16 protein-coding genes and 1 tRNA gene are annotated in these 16,352 nt (G+C 58.3%); 6 read left to right on the forward strand and 11 right to left on the reverse strand.

What is annotated here, in order from left to right:
* Positions 1–64 precede the first annotated feature (64 nt).
* The 11 genes from FFH90_RS05375 to FFH90_RS05430 all read right to left on the reverse strand — a co-directional run bounded on the left by FFH90_RS05375 (position 65) and on the right by FFH90_RS05430 (position 10,687).
* Positions 65–340: a hypothetical protein gene (locus tag FFH90_RS05375; RefSeq protein WP_131698532.1), complete on the reverse strand. Its 276-nt coding sequence runs from the start codon at positions 338–340 to the stop codon at positions 65–67.
* Complete coding sequence (locus FFH90_RS05380; protein WP_138866794.1) at positions 337–1,317, reverse strand: integrase domain-containing protein; 981 nt, start codon at positions 1,315–1,317, stop codon at positions 337–339. Before FFH90_RS05380 ends, FFH90_RS05375 begins: the two co-directional genes overlap by 4 nt.
* Positions 1,318–2,299: 982 nt before the next feature.
* Complete coding sequence (locus FFH90_RS05390; RefSeq protein WP_138866795.1) at positions 2,300–3,574, reverse strand: tyrosine-type recombinase/integrase; 1,275 nt, start codon at positions 3,572–3,574, stop codon at positions 2,300–2,302.
* Between the two features lie 193 nt (positions 3,575–3,767).
* Positions 3,768–4,868: a redox-regulated ATPase YchF gene (gene ychF, locus FFH90_RS05395; RefSeq protein ID WP_018929566.1), complete on the reverse strand. Its 1,101-nt coding sequence runs from the start codon at positions 4,866–4,868 to the stop codon at positions 3,768–3,770.
* Positions 4,869–4,890: 22 nt separating this feature from the next.
* Positions 4,891–5,475, reverse strand: a complete 585-nt coding sequence (pth, locus tag FFH90_RS05400) for an aminoacyl-tRNA hydrolase (protein WP_008074178.1) — start codon at positions 5,473–5,475, stop codon at positions 4,891–4,893.
* A gap of 169 nt (positions 5,476–5,644) precedes the next feature.
* Entirely contained in the window at positions 5,645–6,244 is a 600-nt protein-coding gene (locus tag FFH90_RS05405) for a 50S ribosomal protein L25/general stress protein Ctc (protein ID WP_018929567.1), read from the reverse strand.
* A gap of 142 nt (positions 6,245–6,386) precedes the next feature.
* Entirely contained in the window at positions 6,387–7,328 is a 942-nt protein-coding gene (locus tag FFH90_RS05410) for a ribose-phosphate pyrophosphokinase (RefSeq protein ID WP_003171603.1), read from the reverse strand.
* A gap of 46 nt (positions 7,329–7,374) precedes the next feature.
* Positions 7,375–7,449, reverse strand: a tRNA-Gln gene (locus FFH90_RS05415).
* 37 nt (positions 7,450–7,486) lie between these two features.
* A complete protein-coding gene (ispE, locus tag FFH90_RS05420) occupies positions 7,487–8,338 on the reverse strand; it encodes a 4-(cytidine 5'-diphospho)-2-C-methyl-D-erythritol kinase (RefSeq protein WP_064616180.1) in 852 nt (283 codons plus the stop codon).
* A 2-nt stretch (positions 8,339–8,340) separates the two neighbouring features.
* Positions 8,341–8,958: a lipoprotein insertase outer membrane protein LolB gene (lolB, locus tag FFH90_RS05425; protein WP_018929569.1), complete on the reverse strand. Its 618-nt coding sequence runs from the start codon at positions 8,956–8,958 to the stop codon at positions 8,341–8,343.
* 4 nt (positions 8,959–8,962) lie between these two features.
* The gene (locus FFH90_RS05430) at positions 8,963–10,687 is read right to left on the reverse strand and encodes a tetratricopeptide repeat protein (RefSeq protein WP_086946020.1); all 1,725 of its coding nucleotides are present in this window, start codon (positions 10,685–10,687) and stop codon (positions 8,963–8,965) included.
* A 234-nt stretch (positions 10,688–10,921) separates the two neighbouring features.
* On the opposite strand from FFH90_RS05430, the gene hemA reads away from it, so the two are divergent.
* The 6 genes from hemA to FFH90_RS05460 all read left to right on the forward strand — a co-directional run bounded on the left by hemA (position 10,922) and on the right by FFH90_RS05460 (position 16,289).
* A complete protein-coding gene (gene hemA / locus FFH90_RS05435; RefSeq protein ID WP_007939757.1) occupies positions 10,922–12,211 on the forward strand; it encodes a glutamyl-tRNA reductase in 1,290 nt (429 codons plus the stop codon).
* Positions 12,208–13,290: a peptide chain release factor 1 gene (gene prfA / locus FFH90_RS05440; protein WP_007939759.1), complete on the forward strand. Its 1,083-nt coding sequence runs from the start codon at positions 12,208–12,210 to the stop codon at positions 13,288–13,290. Before hemA ends, prfA begins: the two co-directional genes overlap by 4 nt.
* Positions 13,291–14,121: a peptide chain release factor N(5)-glutamine methyltransferase gene (prmC, locus tag FFH90_RS05445; protein WP_028939864.1), complete on the forward strand. Its 831-nt coding sequence runs from the start codon at positions 13,291–13,293 to the stop codon at positions 14,119–14,121.
* The gene (locus FFH90_RS05450) at positions 14,115–14,870 is read left to right on the forward strand and encodes a molybdopterin-synthase adenylyltransferase MoeB (RefSeq protein WP_018929574.1); all 756 of its coding nucleotides are present in this window, start codon (positions 14,115–14,117) and stop codon (positions 14,868–14,870) included. Before prmC ends, FFH90_RS05450 begins: the two co-directional genes overlap by 7 nt.
* Positions 14,863–15,654: a glutamate racemase gene (gene murI / locus FFH90_RS05455; RefSeq protein ID WP_018929575.1), complete on the forward strand. Its 792-nt coding sequence runs from the start codon at positions 14,863–14,865 to the stop codon at positions 15,652–15,654. The genes FFH90_RS05450 and murI overlap by 8 nt, the downstream gene beginning before the upstream one ends.
* Positions 15,655–15,770: 116 nt before the next feature.
* The gene (locus FFH90_RS05460) at positions 15,771–16,289 is read left to right on the forward strand and encodes an acyloxyacyl hydrolase (RefSeq protein ID WP_018929576.1); all 519 of its coding nucleotides are present in this window, start codon (positions 15,771–15,773) and stop codon (positions 16,287–16,289) included.
* The last annotated feature ends 63 nt before the right edge of the window (positions 16,290–16,352 follow it).

Raw genomic sequence — 16,352 nt, forward strand, 5'->3', positions numbered from 1 at the left:
TCAAATCGTTGGCTGGCGCAACCCGCCGGGGAGGGATATAGAACGCGCAGTTGCTGACACTCGGCTAGCGTTGAAAACTCCAGGATTTTCCTAGGCGCAGAGTGATCAAACTTGTGGTCAGCAGGTAGTAGTAGCGCGTCGATTTCGAGTTTGAGTTCATATGGTGGTTTAAAAACCAAACGAGATGTTTTCTTTGCCATGTCCATGGATTATCTCGGTTCCAGCGTTCAGAAATGGCTGCTTGAATAGTCTTGGCCTGGCGGATGTGACGTTCGCGTGTGACATGTGCCCCGGTCAGCACCCCAGCAAGGAAAAGCTCCATATCGAATGCCGTGCTCATGCTCGGCCACCGATGTAAGCCGATACCACGTCGATACGACCGTGCCCCAATTCGCAGCTAATTTGTGCTCGGGCCTCCTGATCGAGGCGTCGGTCGAGCTGGTAGCAGCGGCCACCGTTGATGGGTGCGAGATGCTGGGTGATTTGCTCATAGCGTTCGCACGCATAGGCCGCCCGCAACTCGTGGAAGCCTTTGAGGTTGTGCGTATGGAGGATGTCCCGTGCCGGACGAACGATTCCCCGTTGGAAATCGAGGTAGCGTTCATCCGGTGCAAGCAGGTTGCGGCTACCCTCAGGCGAGACCTGTTCGGCAAACCTCAGAGCGTCACGAATATGCTCATCTACCGTAATCCAGCGAGGTGCCGAGGCACCTGAGCGGCCCCCTTTGGTGCCCTCTTGGATGTTGATCTTGCCGTATTGTTCAGCCTCACGTTTTAGACGCGGTAGGTCGGCCAAAATGGCCTCGCGCAAGCGCATACCGGTGGCTCGCGCCAACTGAGCGATGGCCGCGGCGCGCGGCATTTTATGTTCGCAGAGCACGTCGACGATCCGCTTCACGTGTTCGCGGTCCTGGCCTTGCGGCTCCGAGCGACGAACACTGGTGCGCCGCATTCCCAGCGCCTTGCTCGGACTCGGCACTTTCACATACTGATCACCGCGCAGCGCGGCCATGGTTCGGTTCACGCTGGACAACCGGTTTTGCGCGGTGGCGATGCAGATAGCCCCTTGTTCGACTTGCTGCCGCAGATATCCGGCGTAGTCAAACAAGGTCTGCCGATCAATTTTTCGCGCATCGTTAAACCCTGGCCCATCCTCCGACCGACACCAGCGCACAAACGCCTGCCACCGATCACTGTGTGCTTTGACCGTGCCGTAATGCCCGCCGCCAAACATGTCGCGCAATGCTTGTGGTCCGGCATAACTCAGTTGCCGGCCCCATCCAAAATTTCGCCCGTCCCGTCTACCGACCAATGCCATGATCAAACTCCTCTTAAAGCCAAAACCCTTGAAACTTTCCCCACGTCATCCCGCCATGGATGTTGAGTGCTATCAGGGATCAAGGCCCCTGCGACCTGTGAGGGTTGTCCACTAACGCGGGACTGGCGGCTCTTTACGGCCAAGAGCTTGGGCATCTCATGATCTGGCCTCCTGAGCACTTCCGAGGAAGTGGGCGGGTGGAGGCTGCACTGGCCTGACGAGACCAATGCCGCGAGATCCTGAGTCGGGTGAAGGCAGTGATGCGATGACTGGGGCATGCCTGACTGTCAGTCAGGTACAGTCCATTCCGTGGGCTGCGGCACCTTCATCTGCATCGCTGCTGCGGGTGAGTATTCGGTGTTTGTCATGCCGATTGTCACGAGGGGGAATGCCGCAAAGCCTTGTACGAGTTGGGCTGCAGCAGCGGTAGGCGCGTTCGTCTCTTCCTGGAAGTAAGAGACGAACGCAGGTTGGCGCAGTGAAATGGCCAAGCGGATAGGTTGCTGCAGGGCAGCCGGGTAGGGTGGGTTTTGCCGCAGTAGGCAAAGCTGAGAAGTAGGCATCCATCACATCGCTGTGACTGTGCGAGCCGCCGGACGCTAATCGCACTTGGGGGAGAACCACCACGGTGTGGCGTAGCCTTAAAGGTTCTGGCTACCTGGGTTGGGTGCTGTCAACGACAGCGGTCCTCAGGGCTTGATTTAAGCCCTGCCTGGCTGCGGGTCAATCGCTGTTTTTGATGCGCGTGGCGCCAGTTGAGGCCACTGGATGGTCCTGGAAATCGATGGCTTTCGGTGGAGGCCTAGCCGTTCGTCGGCTTTGTTATGTGAGCCCTCATGGCAGGGAATGCGGAGCCTTCCCTGCCATGAGGGCTTGGCCGGAAAAGCGTATTCGCGAGCTAGAAAAAGTGGCGACGGTCACCAATACTGTCGCCCCCTTCCAGCCTGTCGCTGGTGTCGCCAGTAGGTAGAACAGGTATTGGCTATGGATTGGCACTTCGATTGAAGGGCGTGATGTTGCTTTCGCCGAGAGTCCATACATCAAGCATGTCTGCCCACTGCTGCATCATCTTCGTACGATCCGCCAGGTACTCTGCATGGTTATAGGTGCGCCGAACCATATTGGGCTCGGCGTGGGCGAGTTGTCGCTCGATCCAGTCGGCGGGATAGCCCATCTCGTTGAGTCGGGTACTTCCCGTGGTTCTGGTGGCATGGGGGCTGTATTTTCCACTCCAGCCCAGGGCTTTGAGCATCTGCCGGAAGGAAGCCGTGACCATCGGTTTGGTTCGTTCATCACGGTGGGGAAATAAGTGCTCATATCTGCCTGTGATGGAATGCAGCGCTCGCAGCATGTCCATTGCCTGGGTGGGTAGAGGAACAATGTGCTCCTTGCGCTTTTTCATCCGCTCAGCGGGAATTCGCCAGCGACCGGCATCGAGATCAAATTCATCCCATCGGGCTTCCACTGCTTCGTTCGGTCGGCAGAGCACCAGCCACATTAGGCGGAATGCGGTAATGGTTTCGTGGCGACCGCAATGTCCTTCGACGTCCCTCAGGAGTTGACCAATTTCATCCGCCGTTAGCGGGCGCTTGTGCTGGGTTTTATTTGCTGGGAGTGCTTTGCGAACTGGATACACCGGATCGGTATCTGCTCGCAGCGTCGAAACCGCGAGTTCGAAGATGCCGGACATGCTGCGTTTGGCCTCTGCCGCGACCGTCAGGCCGTTTTTTTTCGCCGACGTGGTAAGCACATCCAGGATATGCGCTGGGGTGATGCTCTTGATTGGCCATGGACCAATCTTGGGGAAGACCACGCGCTTGAGCATATCTAGGCGCCTGGTCTTGGTGATCTCTGCCCAATCTTTCAGGGCCAGCCACTCTTTCGCCACCGCTTCGAAGGTGGTGGCGTTTTCCTGCTCTCGCTTGATGCGCTCGAGTTGTCGATGCCGGGCGGGGTTGATGCCTTGCTTCACCAAGTCTCTGGCTTTAACGCGCTCGTCCCGCGCCTCTGCCAACGTGAAGCGTCGACCATTTTTTCGAGCTTGGGCCTCTTCCGGAGATTCGCCCCGAGGCGCGATCGCATAGTCGCCAATCGCAAAGGTACTCTCCTTTGTCGTGTCTCCGGATCGAAGCTCGAAACGGTAACGCCACGCTTTTGAACCGTTGGGTTTGACCTCTAGGTGCAGCCCTTTCCCATCTGTGAGCTTGTAGGGCTTGTCCTTGGGTTTTGCGGTGCGGCATTGGGTATCGGTGAGCATGGGATGATCTCCGAACTTCCGTCGTACCCGGTTTTTAAAACCGGCTTCAGGCGTCATACCCGGTAGCGTACCCAGCAATACCTCAGATCGCAATGGCAGATGATGGTGATCATAAGACGCAAAAATCCCCGTATCAGCCAGTGATTACGGGGATTTTCTGTCTATCGGGTTCCGTGTAAATCCACGGAGACCATTACACGTTGAAACGGAAGTGCATCACGTCGCCGTCTTTAACGATGTAGTCCTTGCCTTCCAGACGCCATTTACCGGCTTCTTTGGTGCCGGCTTCGCCCTTGTACTGGATGAAGTCGTCGTAGGCGATGACTTCGGCGCGGATGAAGCCTTTTTCGAAGTCGGTGTGGATCACGCCGGCGGCTTGCGGTGCGGTAGCACCGACGCGGACGGTCCAGGCACGGACTTCTTCGACACCGGCGGTGAAGTAGGTCTGCAGGTGCAGCATTTCGTAGCCGGCGCGGATTACGCGGTTCAGGCCAGGCTCTTCGAGGCCGAGGGCTTCGAGGAACATGTCTTTTTCTTCGCCGTCTTCCAGTTCGGCGATCTCGGCTTCGATCTTGTTGCAGACCGGAACCACCACGGCGCCTTCTTCTTCGGCGATGGCCTTGACCACGTCCAGCAGCGGGTTGTTTTCGAAACCGTCTTCAGCGACGTTGGCGATGTACATGACCGGCTTGGTGGTCAGCAGGTGGAAACCGCGAATCACCTGCTTCTCATCGGTGCTCATGTTTTTCATCAGGCTGCGCGCAGGCTTGCCCAGGGTGAAGTGAGCGATCAGCTGCTCCAGCAGGCCTTTCTGGACCACTGCGTCCTTGTCACCGCCCTTGGCGTTACGAGCGACTTTCTGCAGTTGCTTCTCGCAGCTGTCGAGGTCGGCGAAGATCAGTTCCAGGTCGATGATCTCGATGTCGCGTTTCGGGTCGACGCTGTTGGAGACGTGAATCACGTTCTCGTCTTCGAAGCAGCGGACCACGTGGGCAATGGCATCGGTCTCGCGGATGTTGGCGAGGAACTTGTTGCCCAGGCCTTCACCTTTCGAGGCGCCGGCCACCAGGCCTGCGATGTCGACGAATTCCATGGTGGTCGGCAGGATACGCTTGGGCTTGACGATGGCCGCCAAGGCTTCCAGGCGCGGATCCGGCATCGGCACGATACCGCTGTTGGGCTCGATGGTGCAGAAGGGGAAGTTCTCGGCCGCGATCCCGGACTTGGTCAGGGCGTTGAACAGGGTGGACTTGCCGACGTTAGGCAGGCCGACGATGCCGCAATTGAATCCCATGGTGTTTCCCCTCGGGTAAGAGTCAGGCCTTCTGGCTGTGCAGGTTTTTCATCGCGCGGTTCCATTCCCCGGCGAGGATATCCGGCAGCACGCCGAGGGCAAAGTCGATGCTGGCATCGAGTTTTTCCTGTTCGGCGCGTGGCGCACGACCCAGGACGAAGTTTGAAACCATACTGGCAACGCCCGGGTGGCCAATGCCAAGCCGCAGGCGGTGAAAGGTATTCTGATTGCCCAGTTGCGCAATGATGTCGCGCAACCCGTTATGACCGCCATGGCCGCCGCCCTGTTTGAGCTTGGCAACGCCCGGAGGCAGGTCGAGTTCGTCATGCGCCACCAGAATCTCTTCCGGCTTTATGCGAAAGAAGCCGGCAAGTGCCGCTACGGCCTGGCCGCTGCGGTTCATGTAGGTGGTGGGAATCAGTAGACGAACATCCTGACCCTGATGCGAATAGCGCCCGGTCAGGCCGAAATATTTGCGATCGGCCACAAGGTTGACACCCTGTGCCTGCGCGATGCGCTCAACAAAAAGGGCCCCTGCGTTATGCCGGGTCTGTTCGTATTCAGCGCCTGGATTTCCCAGGCCAACGATCAGTTTGATGGCAGTCACGATAGGGGCCCTTCCTTGAAGTGGTGGATAACATCGCCGCCATCAGGGAGTGCGGCGAAAGTGGACGACAAGTGCTCATTTACCATTATGTAAACTCCGCGTTCTCGCCCGCTTTCTCGCTACGCTCTAGTCCGCGATGTTTCCGGTCACTCCGGCGTACAGAGTGAAATTACTCTGCAGCGCCTTCTGCAGCTTCTGGAGCAACACGTGGAGCGTGAACGTTGGCAACAGCCAGGTCGTTACCGTGAGCCAGAGCAACAAATTCAACGCCTTTAGGAGCGCTGATGTCGGACAGGTGAATGATCGAGCCGACTTCGGCGTTAGCCAGGTCAACTTCGATGAATTCAGGCAGGTCTTTCGGCAGGCAGGACACTTCGATTTCAGCAACAACGTGCGAAATCTCGCCGCCTTTCTTCACCGGAGCAGCTTCGTTGATGAAGTGCACTGGAACGATAGCGGTCAGCTTTTGGCCAGCAACTACGCGTACGAAGTCAGCGTGCATCACGTGGCCTTTGGCCGGGTGACGCTGCAGAGCCTTGATGATTACGTTTTGCTTGGTGCCGCCAACGTTCAGCTCGATGATGTGGCTGTAAGCCGCTTCGTTTTCGAGCAGTTTGGCAACTTCTTTAGCCAGCATGCTGATGGATTCAGGGGCTTTTTCGCCACCGTAAACTACAGCTGGAACCAGGCTTGCGAGACGACGCAGGCGGCGGCTCGCACCTTTCCCCAGGTCGGAACGCACTTCAGCATTCAGAGTAAAATCGTTCATGTTGTATCTCCAAAATAACCACATTCGCCCCAGCGTTTGCGACCAGCGCTAAAGGCGATATGGGCAAAAAAGCCCCGCCCCGACATGAATGCCGGGGCGGGGCGCTTTTCGTCAACAGGATATAATGAAAAGGGCAGGGCCCTTAACGGAACATCGCGCTGATCGATTCTTCATTGCTGATGCGGCGGACCGCCTCGGCAACTACCGGTGCGATATCCAGTTGGCGGATACGCGCACAGGCTTGTGCTGCAGCGGACAGCGGGATGGTGTTCGTCACCACCAGCTCGTCCAGCACGGAATTTTCAATGTTTTCGATCGCCCGACCCGACAGCACAGGGTGCGTGCAGTAGGCGAAAACCTTGGCAGCGCCATGCTCTTTCAAGGCCTTGGCCGCGTGACACAGAGTGCCGGCGGTATCGACCATGTCATCGACCAGAATACAGGTACGCCCTTCGACATCACCGATGATATGCATCACTTCAGAGTGATTGGCTTTCTCACGGCGTTTGTCGATGATCCCGAGATCCACGCCCAGGGATTTGGCAACAGCCCGTGCACGCACGACGCCGCCAATGTCCGGGGACACGATCATCAGGTTTTCGAAGCGCTGATCTTCAATGTCATCCACCAGTACCGGGGAGCCGTAGATGTTATCTACCGGAATATCGAAGAAACCCTGGATTTGGTCAGCATGCAGATCAACCGTGAGAACACGGTCGATGCCGACTACGGTAAGCATGTCAGCAACGACTTTCGCGCTGATAGCCACACGTGCGGAACGCGGACGGCGATCCTGACGGGCATAACCAAAGTAAGGAATAACAGCAGTGATACGAGTAGCCGAGGAGCGGCGGAAGGCATCAGCCATCACTACCAGTTCCATCAGGTTATCGTTGGTCGGAGCGCAAGTCGGCTGAATAATGAAGACATCCTTACCGCGGACGTTTTCATTGATCTCGGCTGTAATTTCGCCGTCGGAAAACTTACCGACAGAGATGTCACCGAGAGGGATATGCAGCTGACGTACGACACGCCGAGCCAGATCGGGGTTAGCGTTCCCCGTAAAGACCATCATCTTGGACACGCGCAGTACCTGAAGGCTGAGGGTAACCTGGATGAGTATAGGAAAATGGCAGGGGCGGCTGGATTCGAACCAACGCATGGCAGGATCAAAACCTGCTGCCTTACCGCTTGGCGACGCCCCTGTATCTGTTGCTACGAGTACCCAGTACCCGATTCCTTTTAGAGCAGACTTTGCAGCTTGCGATGCAACATCGAAACGTTGCTTCCTTTTGCTACAAACCCTGTAAGGGTCTCTGTAAGAAGGGCCGAGACTTTATCAGCTTCAGCTTTGCTTGGGAAGCCCCCAAACACACAACTTCCAGTTCCGGTGAGTTTTGCTTCGGTAAATTTACCTAGCAAATTCAAGGCGTTACGTACCTCTGGATAACGTCTTGCTACCACCGGTAAGCAGTCATTTCGACTGTTTCCCTTGGGAACGGGGCGCACTTTAATGGGAGGAGTGTTACGTGTCAACAGCGGATCTGAAAAAATTTCTGCTGTACTTACAGATACTTGCGGCACAAGCACCAGATACCACGGTTCCTCGGGTTCTACAGGCGTGAGTTTCTCCCCCACGCCCTCGGCGAAAGCCGCGTGGCCACGCACGAAAACCGGGACGTCGGCGCCAAGTGTCAGACCCAGCGCGGCCAGCCTGTCGTCATCCCAGCCCAGTTGCCAAAGATGATTGAGGCCCAGCAACGTGGTCGCCGCATTCGAACTGCCGCCACCGATTCCACCGCCCATGGGCAGGATTTTTTCGATCCAGATGTCGATGCCCAGCGAACAACCGGATTGCTCCTGGAGTTTTTTCGCGGCTTTGACAATCAGGTTGCTGTCGTGAGGGACGTCGGCGAATTCGGTGTGCAACCGAATCACGCCATCGTCGCGAACGGCGAAGGTGATTTCATCGCCGTAATCGAGAAACTGAAAAATCGTCTGCAACTCGTGGTAACCGTCTTCACGGCGGCCGAGGATATGCAACATCAAGTTGAGTTTGGCGGGCGAGGGCAGAGTCAGGCGTGGGGCAGTCATCTTCACTGCCCCAGTTTGCGCGGTTGCCAGTCCTTGATCACCAGCGTGACATCAAGGTCGGTGCCGTGCAGTTTGATCCGCTCGGGCAGCCAATAGCCGTTTTGCTCGGCATAACTGAGGTACTCGACCTGCCAGCCATCCTGCTCGAGATTGGCCAGGCGGCTGTCGACGTCCAGGGTCAGACGACTTTTGCTGTCCGGGGCCGGGAGACCGCGAACCCACCACGCCAGATGGGACACCGGTAATTTCCAGCCCAGTTGCTCTTCGACCAGGGCTTCCGGAGTCGACGCGTCATAACGGCCCTGATTGGCCACTTCCAGCGAGACTTTGCCGGGGCGCCCGGTCAAGCGGGCCGCGCCGCGACCCAGCGGGCCGGAGAGGCGGATGTCGTAGTAATCCTGGCGTTGCAGCCAGAACAGGGTGCCGCTGCCCGAATCTTTTGGCGCGCGGATACCGATCTTGCCGTTGATCTGCCAGCCGTCGAGGCTGCTCAGTTGTTGTTTGTGCTCGCGCCATTGGGCCGGGTTACCGTGCCCCCCGACCGATTCACGGGCGCTGAAGCCCGCGCAACCGGCGAGCAGGGCGATGAAGCTGAAAACGATAATGTGGCGCAAAAACATAATTTTAAAGAGTCTCTGATCCGGTCAGGCGCTTGATGGTACTGCGCAGGGTAGGACTGTCGGGCTGCTCCTTGAGGAACTTGCTCCAGACTTGTTTGGCTTCGCGTTGTTTGCCATTGGCCCACAGGACTTCGCCCAGATGAGCGGCAACTTCCTGATCAGGGAAGCGCTCCAGTGCCTGGCGCAAATAGCGCTCGGCCTCATCGAGGTTGCCCAGGCGGAAATTCACCCAGCCGAGGCTGTCGAGAACGGCCGGGTCTTCCGGGTTCAACTGGTGCGCCTGTTCGATCAGGGCCTTGGCTTCGGCGTAACGCGTGGTGCGGTCGGACAGGGTGTAGCCGAGGGCATTCAACGCCATCGCATTGTCCGGGTCACGTTTGATGATCAGTCGCAGGTCTTTTTCCATCTGCGCCAGGTCATTACGTTTTTCCGCCTGCATGGCTCGGGTATACAGCAGATTCAAATCATCCGGGAATTTCTGCAGGGCTTGCTGCAAGACGTTCCAGGCCTTGTCGCCCTGTTTGTTGGCCGACAAGGTTTCGACTTCGATCAGGTACAACTGGATCGCATAATCGGGTTGCTCGTCGCGCTGGGCCGCCAGACGGCTTTGGGCTTCGGCGGTCCTGCCGTTGTTCATCAGAATATCGGCCTGACGCAATTGCGCTGGCAGGTAATCGTTGCCCGGCCTGACCTGGGCGTACTCGATCAGCGCGCCCTGGGGGTCGTTACGCTCTTCCGCGATACGCCCAAGGTTCAGATGCGCCGAGTCGACGTGGCTTTCCCTGGCGATCAAGTCTTCCAGATAACCTTTTGCCTCGTTCCAGGCCTTGGCTTCCAGGCAGACCAGAGCCAACGAATAACGCAGTTCGTCGTCTTCCGGGTATTGCTGCACCAGGCTCGAGAACTCGACCTTGGCGTCGTCCATGCGGTCCTGTTCGACCAGCGTGCGCGCGTAGGTCAGGCGCAGGCGTTTGTCGTCCGGGTATTTCTTGATGCTTTTTTGCAGTAACGGCAAGGCTTCACCGCCACGGTTGAGCCCTTGCAGCAGGCGCGCGCGCAGCAGAATCGGCGCTATTTCGCCTTCTTCCGGCGGGTTGTCTTCGAGCAGGGTCAGCGCGCCTTTGGCGTCGCCATCCTGTTGCAACAGCAAGGCCTTGCCGAAAATCAGCTGGTTGTTGTGCGGGTGGCGCTGCAACAAACGGTCAAAACCTTTCATCAGGCCGTTGCGGGTTTCCTGGTCGGTATCGGCCGCAGACAGGGCGAGGAAGTCGAAATGAGTGTCGCCTTTGCCTTGCAGGACTTTTTCCATATAAGCCATGGAGTCGTCGTAACGCCCGGCACGGGCGAGTTGCACGGCCGCCGCCCGTTGCGCCTCGAGATCGTTCGGGGCGTTTTTTGCCCAGATCAGCGAAGTGTCGAGGGCCGCTTGATCGGCGCCCAGGTATTCGGCAATGCGAAATGCCCGCTCGGAGATGCCCGGATCCTGGGTATTGATAGCCTGGGTCACGTAGTTGTCCAGGGCAATGTCGTAACGATTGCGCTGGCCAGCCAGTTCGGCGCTCAACAGGCTGAAGACAGTTTCTTCGCTGAACGAGCTGTAAACCTTGGGCTTTTCAGGCGCCGGAGTGCTGTCTTCGACCGGCGGCGTACCGTCCGACGAAACGGGTGCCAAGGCCTGGCAGCCGCTGAGGAAGACAAAAGCGAGGAGCAACGCGGAAGATCTATTCATATAGGAAGAGGACGACTAACCTGCGGTCGGATCATCATGACACAAGCCTTCGGCCAAACATAACCGCCCGGCCAATTTACCCGCATACGCAATCCCGGCAGGCCCGGTGCCAGTGTAAACGAGAACGGATCGCAGCTTCGGCAGCGTCAACCGGGACGATAGATATCGAGTGGTTGTTCTGGCTCTGTCGAAGTAGGACAATTGTCGGCTTCACGTCACCATCAGCGACCTTGAATGGCCTTCCTTGCACTCGGTATTAACCACAAGACTGCTTCAGTAGACGTCCGCGAGCGCGTGGCCTTTACCCCTGAGCAGCTGGTTGAGGCCTTGCAGCAGCTCTGCCGACTCACCGACAGCCGCGAAGCTGCGATCCTCTCCACCTGCAATCGCAGTGAACTGTATATAGAACAGGATCACCTTTCGGCTGACATCGTGCTGCGCTGGCTGGCCGATTATCATCATTTGAGCCTCGATGAGCTGCGTGCGAGCGCTTATGTGCATGAAGATGATGCGGCAGTTCGCCACATGATGCGGGTCGCCTCCGGGCTCGATTCGCTGGTGTTGGGTGAACCACAGATTCTCGGCCAGATGAAATCGGCCTACGCCGTGGCTCGCGAGGCGGGCACCATTGGTCCGCTACTCGGGCGTTTGTTCCAGGCCACGTTCAATGCGGCCAAACAGGTGCGAACCGACACCGCCATCGGTGAAAACCCGGTGTCCGTGGCGTTTGCCGCGGTCAGCCTGGCGAAACAGATTTTCAGTGATTTGCAACGCAGCCAGGCCTTGTTGATCGGCGCCGGCGAGACCATCACCCTGGTCGCCCGCCATCTGCATGAGCTGGGCGTGAAGCGAATCGTGGTCGCCAACCGCACCCTGGAGCGCGCAAGCACCCTGGCCGAGCAGTTTGGCGCCCATGCGGTGTTGCTCTCGGACATCCCGACAGAACTGGTGCGCAGCGACATCGTCATCAGCTCCACCGCCAGCCAGTTGCCTATTCTCGGTAAAGGCGCGGTGGAAAGCGCCTTGAAATTGCGTAAGCACAAGCCGATTTTCATGGTGGATATCGCAGTCCCTCGGGATATCGAGCCGGAAGTCGGCGAGTTGGATGACGTTTATCTGTATAGCGTCGACGATCTCCACGAAGTGGTCGCCGAAAACCTCAAGAGCCGTCAGGGCGCCGCCCAGGCGGCCGAAGAGATGGTGTCGGTCGGTGCCGAAGATTTCATGGTTCGCCTGCGCGAACTGGCGGCGGTGGATGTGCTCAAGGCTTATCGTCAACAAAGCGAGCGCCTGCGCGACGAAGAATTGCAGAAGGCCCAGCGTATGCTCGCCAACGGCAGCAGTGCCGAGGACGTGCTGGTGCAACTGGCCCGTGGGCTGACCAACAAACTCTTGCATGCCCCGAGCGTGCAATTGAAAAAGCTCTCTGCCGAAGGCCGCCTCGATGCGCTGGCCATGGCCCAGGAACTCTTTGCCCTCGGTGAGGGCTCATCGGATAGCTTTTCGGATAAGAAACCGCAATGAAAGCGTCACTGCTCAATAAGCTGGACATCCTCCAGGACCGTTTCGAGGAATTGACCGCCCTGCTTGGCGATGGCGAAGTCATTTCCGATCAGAACAAATTCCGCACCTATTCCAAGGAATACGCGGAGGTCGAGCCGATCGTCGACACCTATAAACAGCTGCTTAAAGTGCAGGGCGACCTCGAAGGCGCACAGGCACTGCTCAAGGACAGCGACCCGGACATGCGTGAAATGGCCGTGGAAGAAGTCCGCGAAGCCAAGGAACGATTGATCGAGCTCGAAGCCAGCCTGCAACGCATGCTGCTGCCCAAGGATCCGAACGACGGTCGTAACGTGTTCCTGGAAATCCGCGCGGGCACCGGCGGTGACGAAGCGGCGATTTTCTCCGGCGACCTGTTCCGCATGTATTCGCGTTACGCCGAGCGGCGTGGCTGGCGGGTAGAGATTCTCTCGGAGAACGAAGGCGAACACGGTGGCTATAAAGAAGTTATCGCCCGTGTCGAAGGCGAGAACGTCTACGGCAAACTGAAGTTCGAATCCGGTGCGCACCGTGTGCAGCGGGTTCCGGCCACTGAATCCCAAGGTCGCATCCACACCTCGGCCTGCACCGTGGCGGTATTGCCCGAGCCGGATGAGCAGGAAGCCATTGAGATCAACCCGGCGGATCTGCGGGTCGACACCTATCGCTCCTCCGGTGCCGGTGGTCAGCACGTCAACAAGACCGACTCGGCGATTCGTATCACGCACTTGCCGTCCGGTATTGTCGTCGAGTGCCAGGAAGAACGTTCCCAGCACAAGAACCGCGCCCGGGCGATGTCCTGGCTGTCGGCCAAGCTCAACGACCAGCAGACCAGTGCCGCGGCCAATGCCATCGCCAGCGAGCGTAAATTGCTGGTCGGTTCCGGTGACCGCTCCGAGCGGATCCGTACCTACAACTTCGCCCAGGGCCGGGTCACCGACCATCGGGTCAACCTGACGCTGTATTCGCTCGACGAAATTCTTGCGGGCGGCGTGGATGCGGTGATCGAACCGTTGCTGGCCGAGTACCAGGCCGATCAATTGGCAGCGATAGGTGAGTAAATGACGATCATTGCCAGCTTGCTGCGCGCCGCCGATTTGCCTGATTCGCCCACCGCGCGTCTGGATGCCGAATTGCTGTTGGCGGCGGCCTTGGGCAAGTCCCGCAGCTTTCTGCACACCTGGCCTGAGCGTATCGTCCCGAGCGAAGCGGCACTGAAGTTTGCCGAGTATTTGCAGCGCCGCCGCAGCGGTGAGCCAGTGGCCTATATTCTGGGTCAGCAAGGCTTCTGGAAGCTCGACCTGGAAGTCGCGCCCCACACGCTGATTCCGCGTCCCGACACTGAATTGCTGGTGGAAGCGGCGTTGGAACTGTTGCCGGCCACCCCAGCCAAGGTGCTCGATCTGGGCACCGGCAGTGGTGCCATCGCCTTGGCGCTGGCCAGCGAGCGTCCGGCCTGGAAGGTCACCGCCGTGGATCGCGTGCTGGAAGCCGTGGCCCTGGCCGAGCGCAATCGTCAGCGCTTGAACCTGAACAATGCCACGGTGTTGAGCAGTCATTGGTTCAGTGCCCTGGAAGGCCAGCGTTTTCAACTGATCATCAGCAATCCGCCCTACATCGCTTCGACCGATCCGCATCTGGTAGAGGGCGACGTACGCTTTGAGCCGGCCAGTGCCTTGGTGGCGGGTGTCGATGGGCTCGACGATTTGCGTCTGATCGTCGCCCAGGCACCGGATTATCTTGAAGCGGGTGGCTGGTTGATGCTCGAACACGGTTACGATCAAGCCTGCGCAGTGTGCGATTTGCTGCTGACCCGCGGCTTTGAAGAAGTCCATAGCCGCACCGATCTGGGCGGTCACCAACGCATCAGTCTGGGGCGCTTGCCGTGCTGAATGATCAGGAATTGCTGCGATACAGCCGGCAGATTCTGCTGCAACACGTCGACATCGACGGCCAGTTACGGCTCAAGGAAAGCCGTGTGCTGATTATCGGTCTCGGTGGCCTAGGTTCGCCGGTTGCGCTGTACCTGGCCGCGGCCGGTGTCGGTGAGTTGCATCTGGCGGACTTCGACACGGTCGACCTGACCAATCTGCAACGCCAGATCGTTCATGACACCGACAGCGTCGGCCTGAGCAAGGTCGATTCGGCGATCCGTCGCCTGACCGCGATCAATCCAGAGATTCAGCTGATCGCCCATCGCACTGCATTGGACGAGGATTCGCTGGCCGCCGCTGTTGCCGCGGTGGATCTGGTGCTGGACTGTTCCGACAATTTTTCCACCCGCGAGGCGGTCAACGCTGCGTGTGTGGCCGCGCGCAAGCCGCTGGTCAGCGGTGCGGCGATTCGTCTGGAAGGGCAATTGTCGGTGTTCGACCCGCGTCGTCCAGAGAGCCCGTGCTACCACTGTTTATACGGGCACGGCAGCGAGGCCGAGTTGACCTGCAGCGAGGCGGGCGTCGTCGGTCCTTTGGTCGGGTTGGTCGGCAGCCTCCAGGCACTGGAAGCGCTGAAACTGCTGGTGGGGTTCGGCGAGCCGCTGGTGGGGCGCCTGTTATTGATCGATGCCTTGGGCTCACGCTTCCGTGAATTGCGGGTCAAGCGTGATCCGGGCTGCAGCGTCTGCGGGTCGCGCCATGCGTGAAGCGCCGATTGCTGTGTTCGATTCCGGCGTCGGTGGACTCTCCGTGCTGGCCGAGATCCAGCAGTTGCTGCCCAACGAGTCTCTGTTGTACTTCGGCGATTGCGGGAATATTCCCTACGGCGAGAAAACCCCGGCATTCATCCGCCAGCGTTGCAGTGTCATGGCGCAGTTCTTTCAGCAGCAAGGTGCCAAGGCGCTGGTGCTGGCTTGCAACACCGCGACGGTGGCCGGCGTTGCGGACTTGCGGCGCGATTACCCCGAGTGGCCTATCGTCGGCATGGAGCCTGCGGTCAAACCGGCCGCTGCGGCGACGCGCAGCGGTGTGGTCGGCGTGCTCGCCACCACCGGTACTTTGCAGAGTGCCAAGTTTGCTGCCTTGCTCGATCGTTTCGCCACCGATGTACGGGTGATTACTCAGCCGTGCCCCGGGCTGGTGGAGCTGATTGAAAATGGCGATCTGCACAGCGAGACATTGCGTCAGTTGCTGCAAGGGTATGTCGAGCCGCTGCTGGCTGCAGGTGCAGATACGATCATTCTGGGCTGTACCCATTATCCCTTTTTAAAGCCACTGCTAAGGCAGATGCTCCCGCAAAGCATCAGCTTGATCGATACGGGTGCCGCTGTGGCGCGGCAGCTCCAGCGTCTGCTGGCCGAGCGTGAATTGCTGGCCGAGGGGCCTGCTCGCCCCGCACAGTTCTGGTCGAGTGCGGACCCAGAACATTTCAGAAATATCTTGCCGATCCTGTGGAATATGTCTGGGGTTGTGCGAAGCTTCGAAAAGTAGAGACGCGTAGCAAACGAATAATTGGGGTGAGCTTCTGATTAAACGGTGACTTCTATAGCTTTGTTTGTTTTGCAGCATAAAAATCATACTAAATTGTTCGGAAAAGGATGTTTCTAATGAAGCGACTATTCTGTTTGGCCGCGATTGCGACCGCATTAATGGGGCACAGTTTTACCGCGCAGGCGGCAGGGGTGGAGTTCGGGGTCGGCCAGACCAGCGATTCGACCATGACCTACCGACTGGGCATGCAGTTCGATTGGGACAAGAGCTGGTTGCAGAGTGATGTTGGCCGCTTGACCGGCTACTGGAGCGGCGCTTACACCTACTGGGAAGGCGACAAAACGGCGAGCAATCACAGTTTGTCGTTCTCGCCGGTACTGGTGTACGAGTTTGCCGGTCAGACCATCAAGCCCTACGTCGAAGCGGGTATCGGTATCGCGGTGTTTGCCAACACCGAATACGAAGATAACAAGCTCGGCAGTGCCTTTCAGTTCGAAGACCGTTTCGGGTTTGGTCTGCGCTTTGCCGGCGGACATGAAGTCGGGATTCGCGCCACCCACTACTCCAATGCCGGGATCAGTAATCCGAACGACGGTGTAGAAAGCTACGCATTGCATTACACGATGCCGTTGTAAGCCTGCAATGTTTGGATGTGGGAGCTACCTGTGACGAGGGGGCTCTCACATGGCATTGGATGA

The sequence above is a fragment of the Pseudomonas sp. ATCC 43928 genome, assembly GCF_005938665.2.
Lineage (GTDB): Bacteria > Pseudomonadota > Gammaproteobacteria > Pseudomonadales > Pseudomonadaceae > Aquipseudomonas.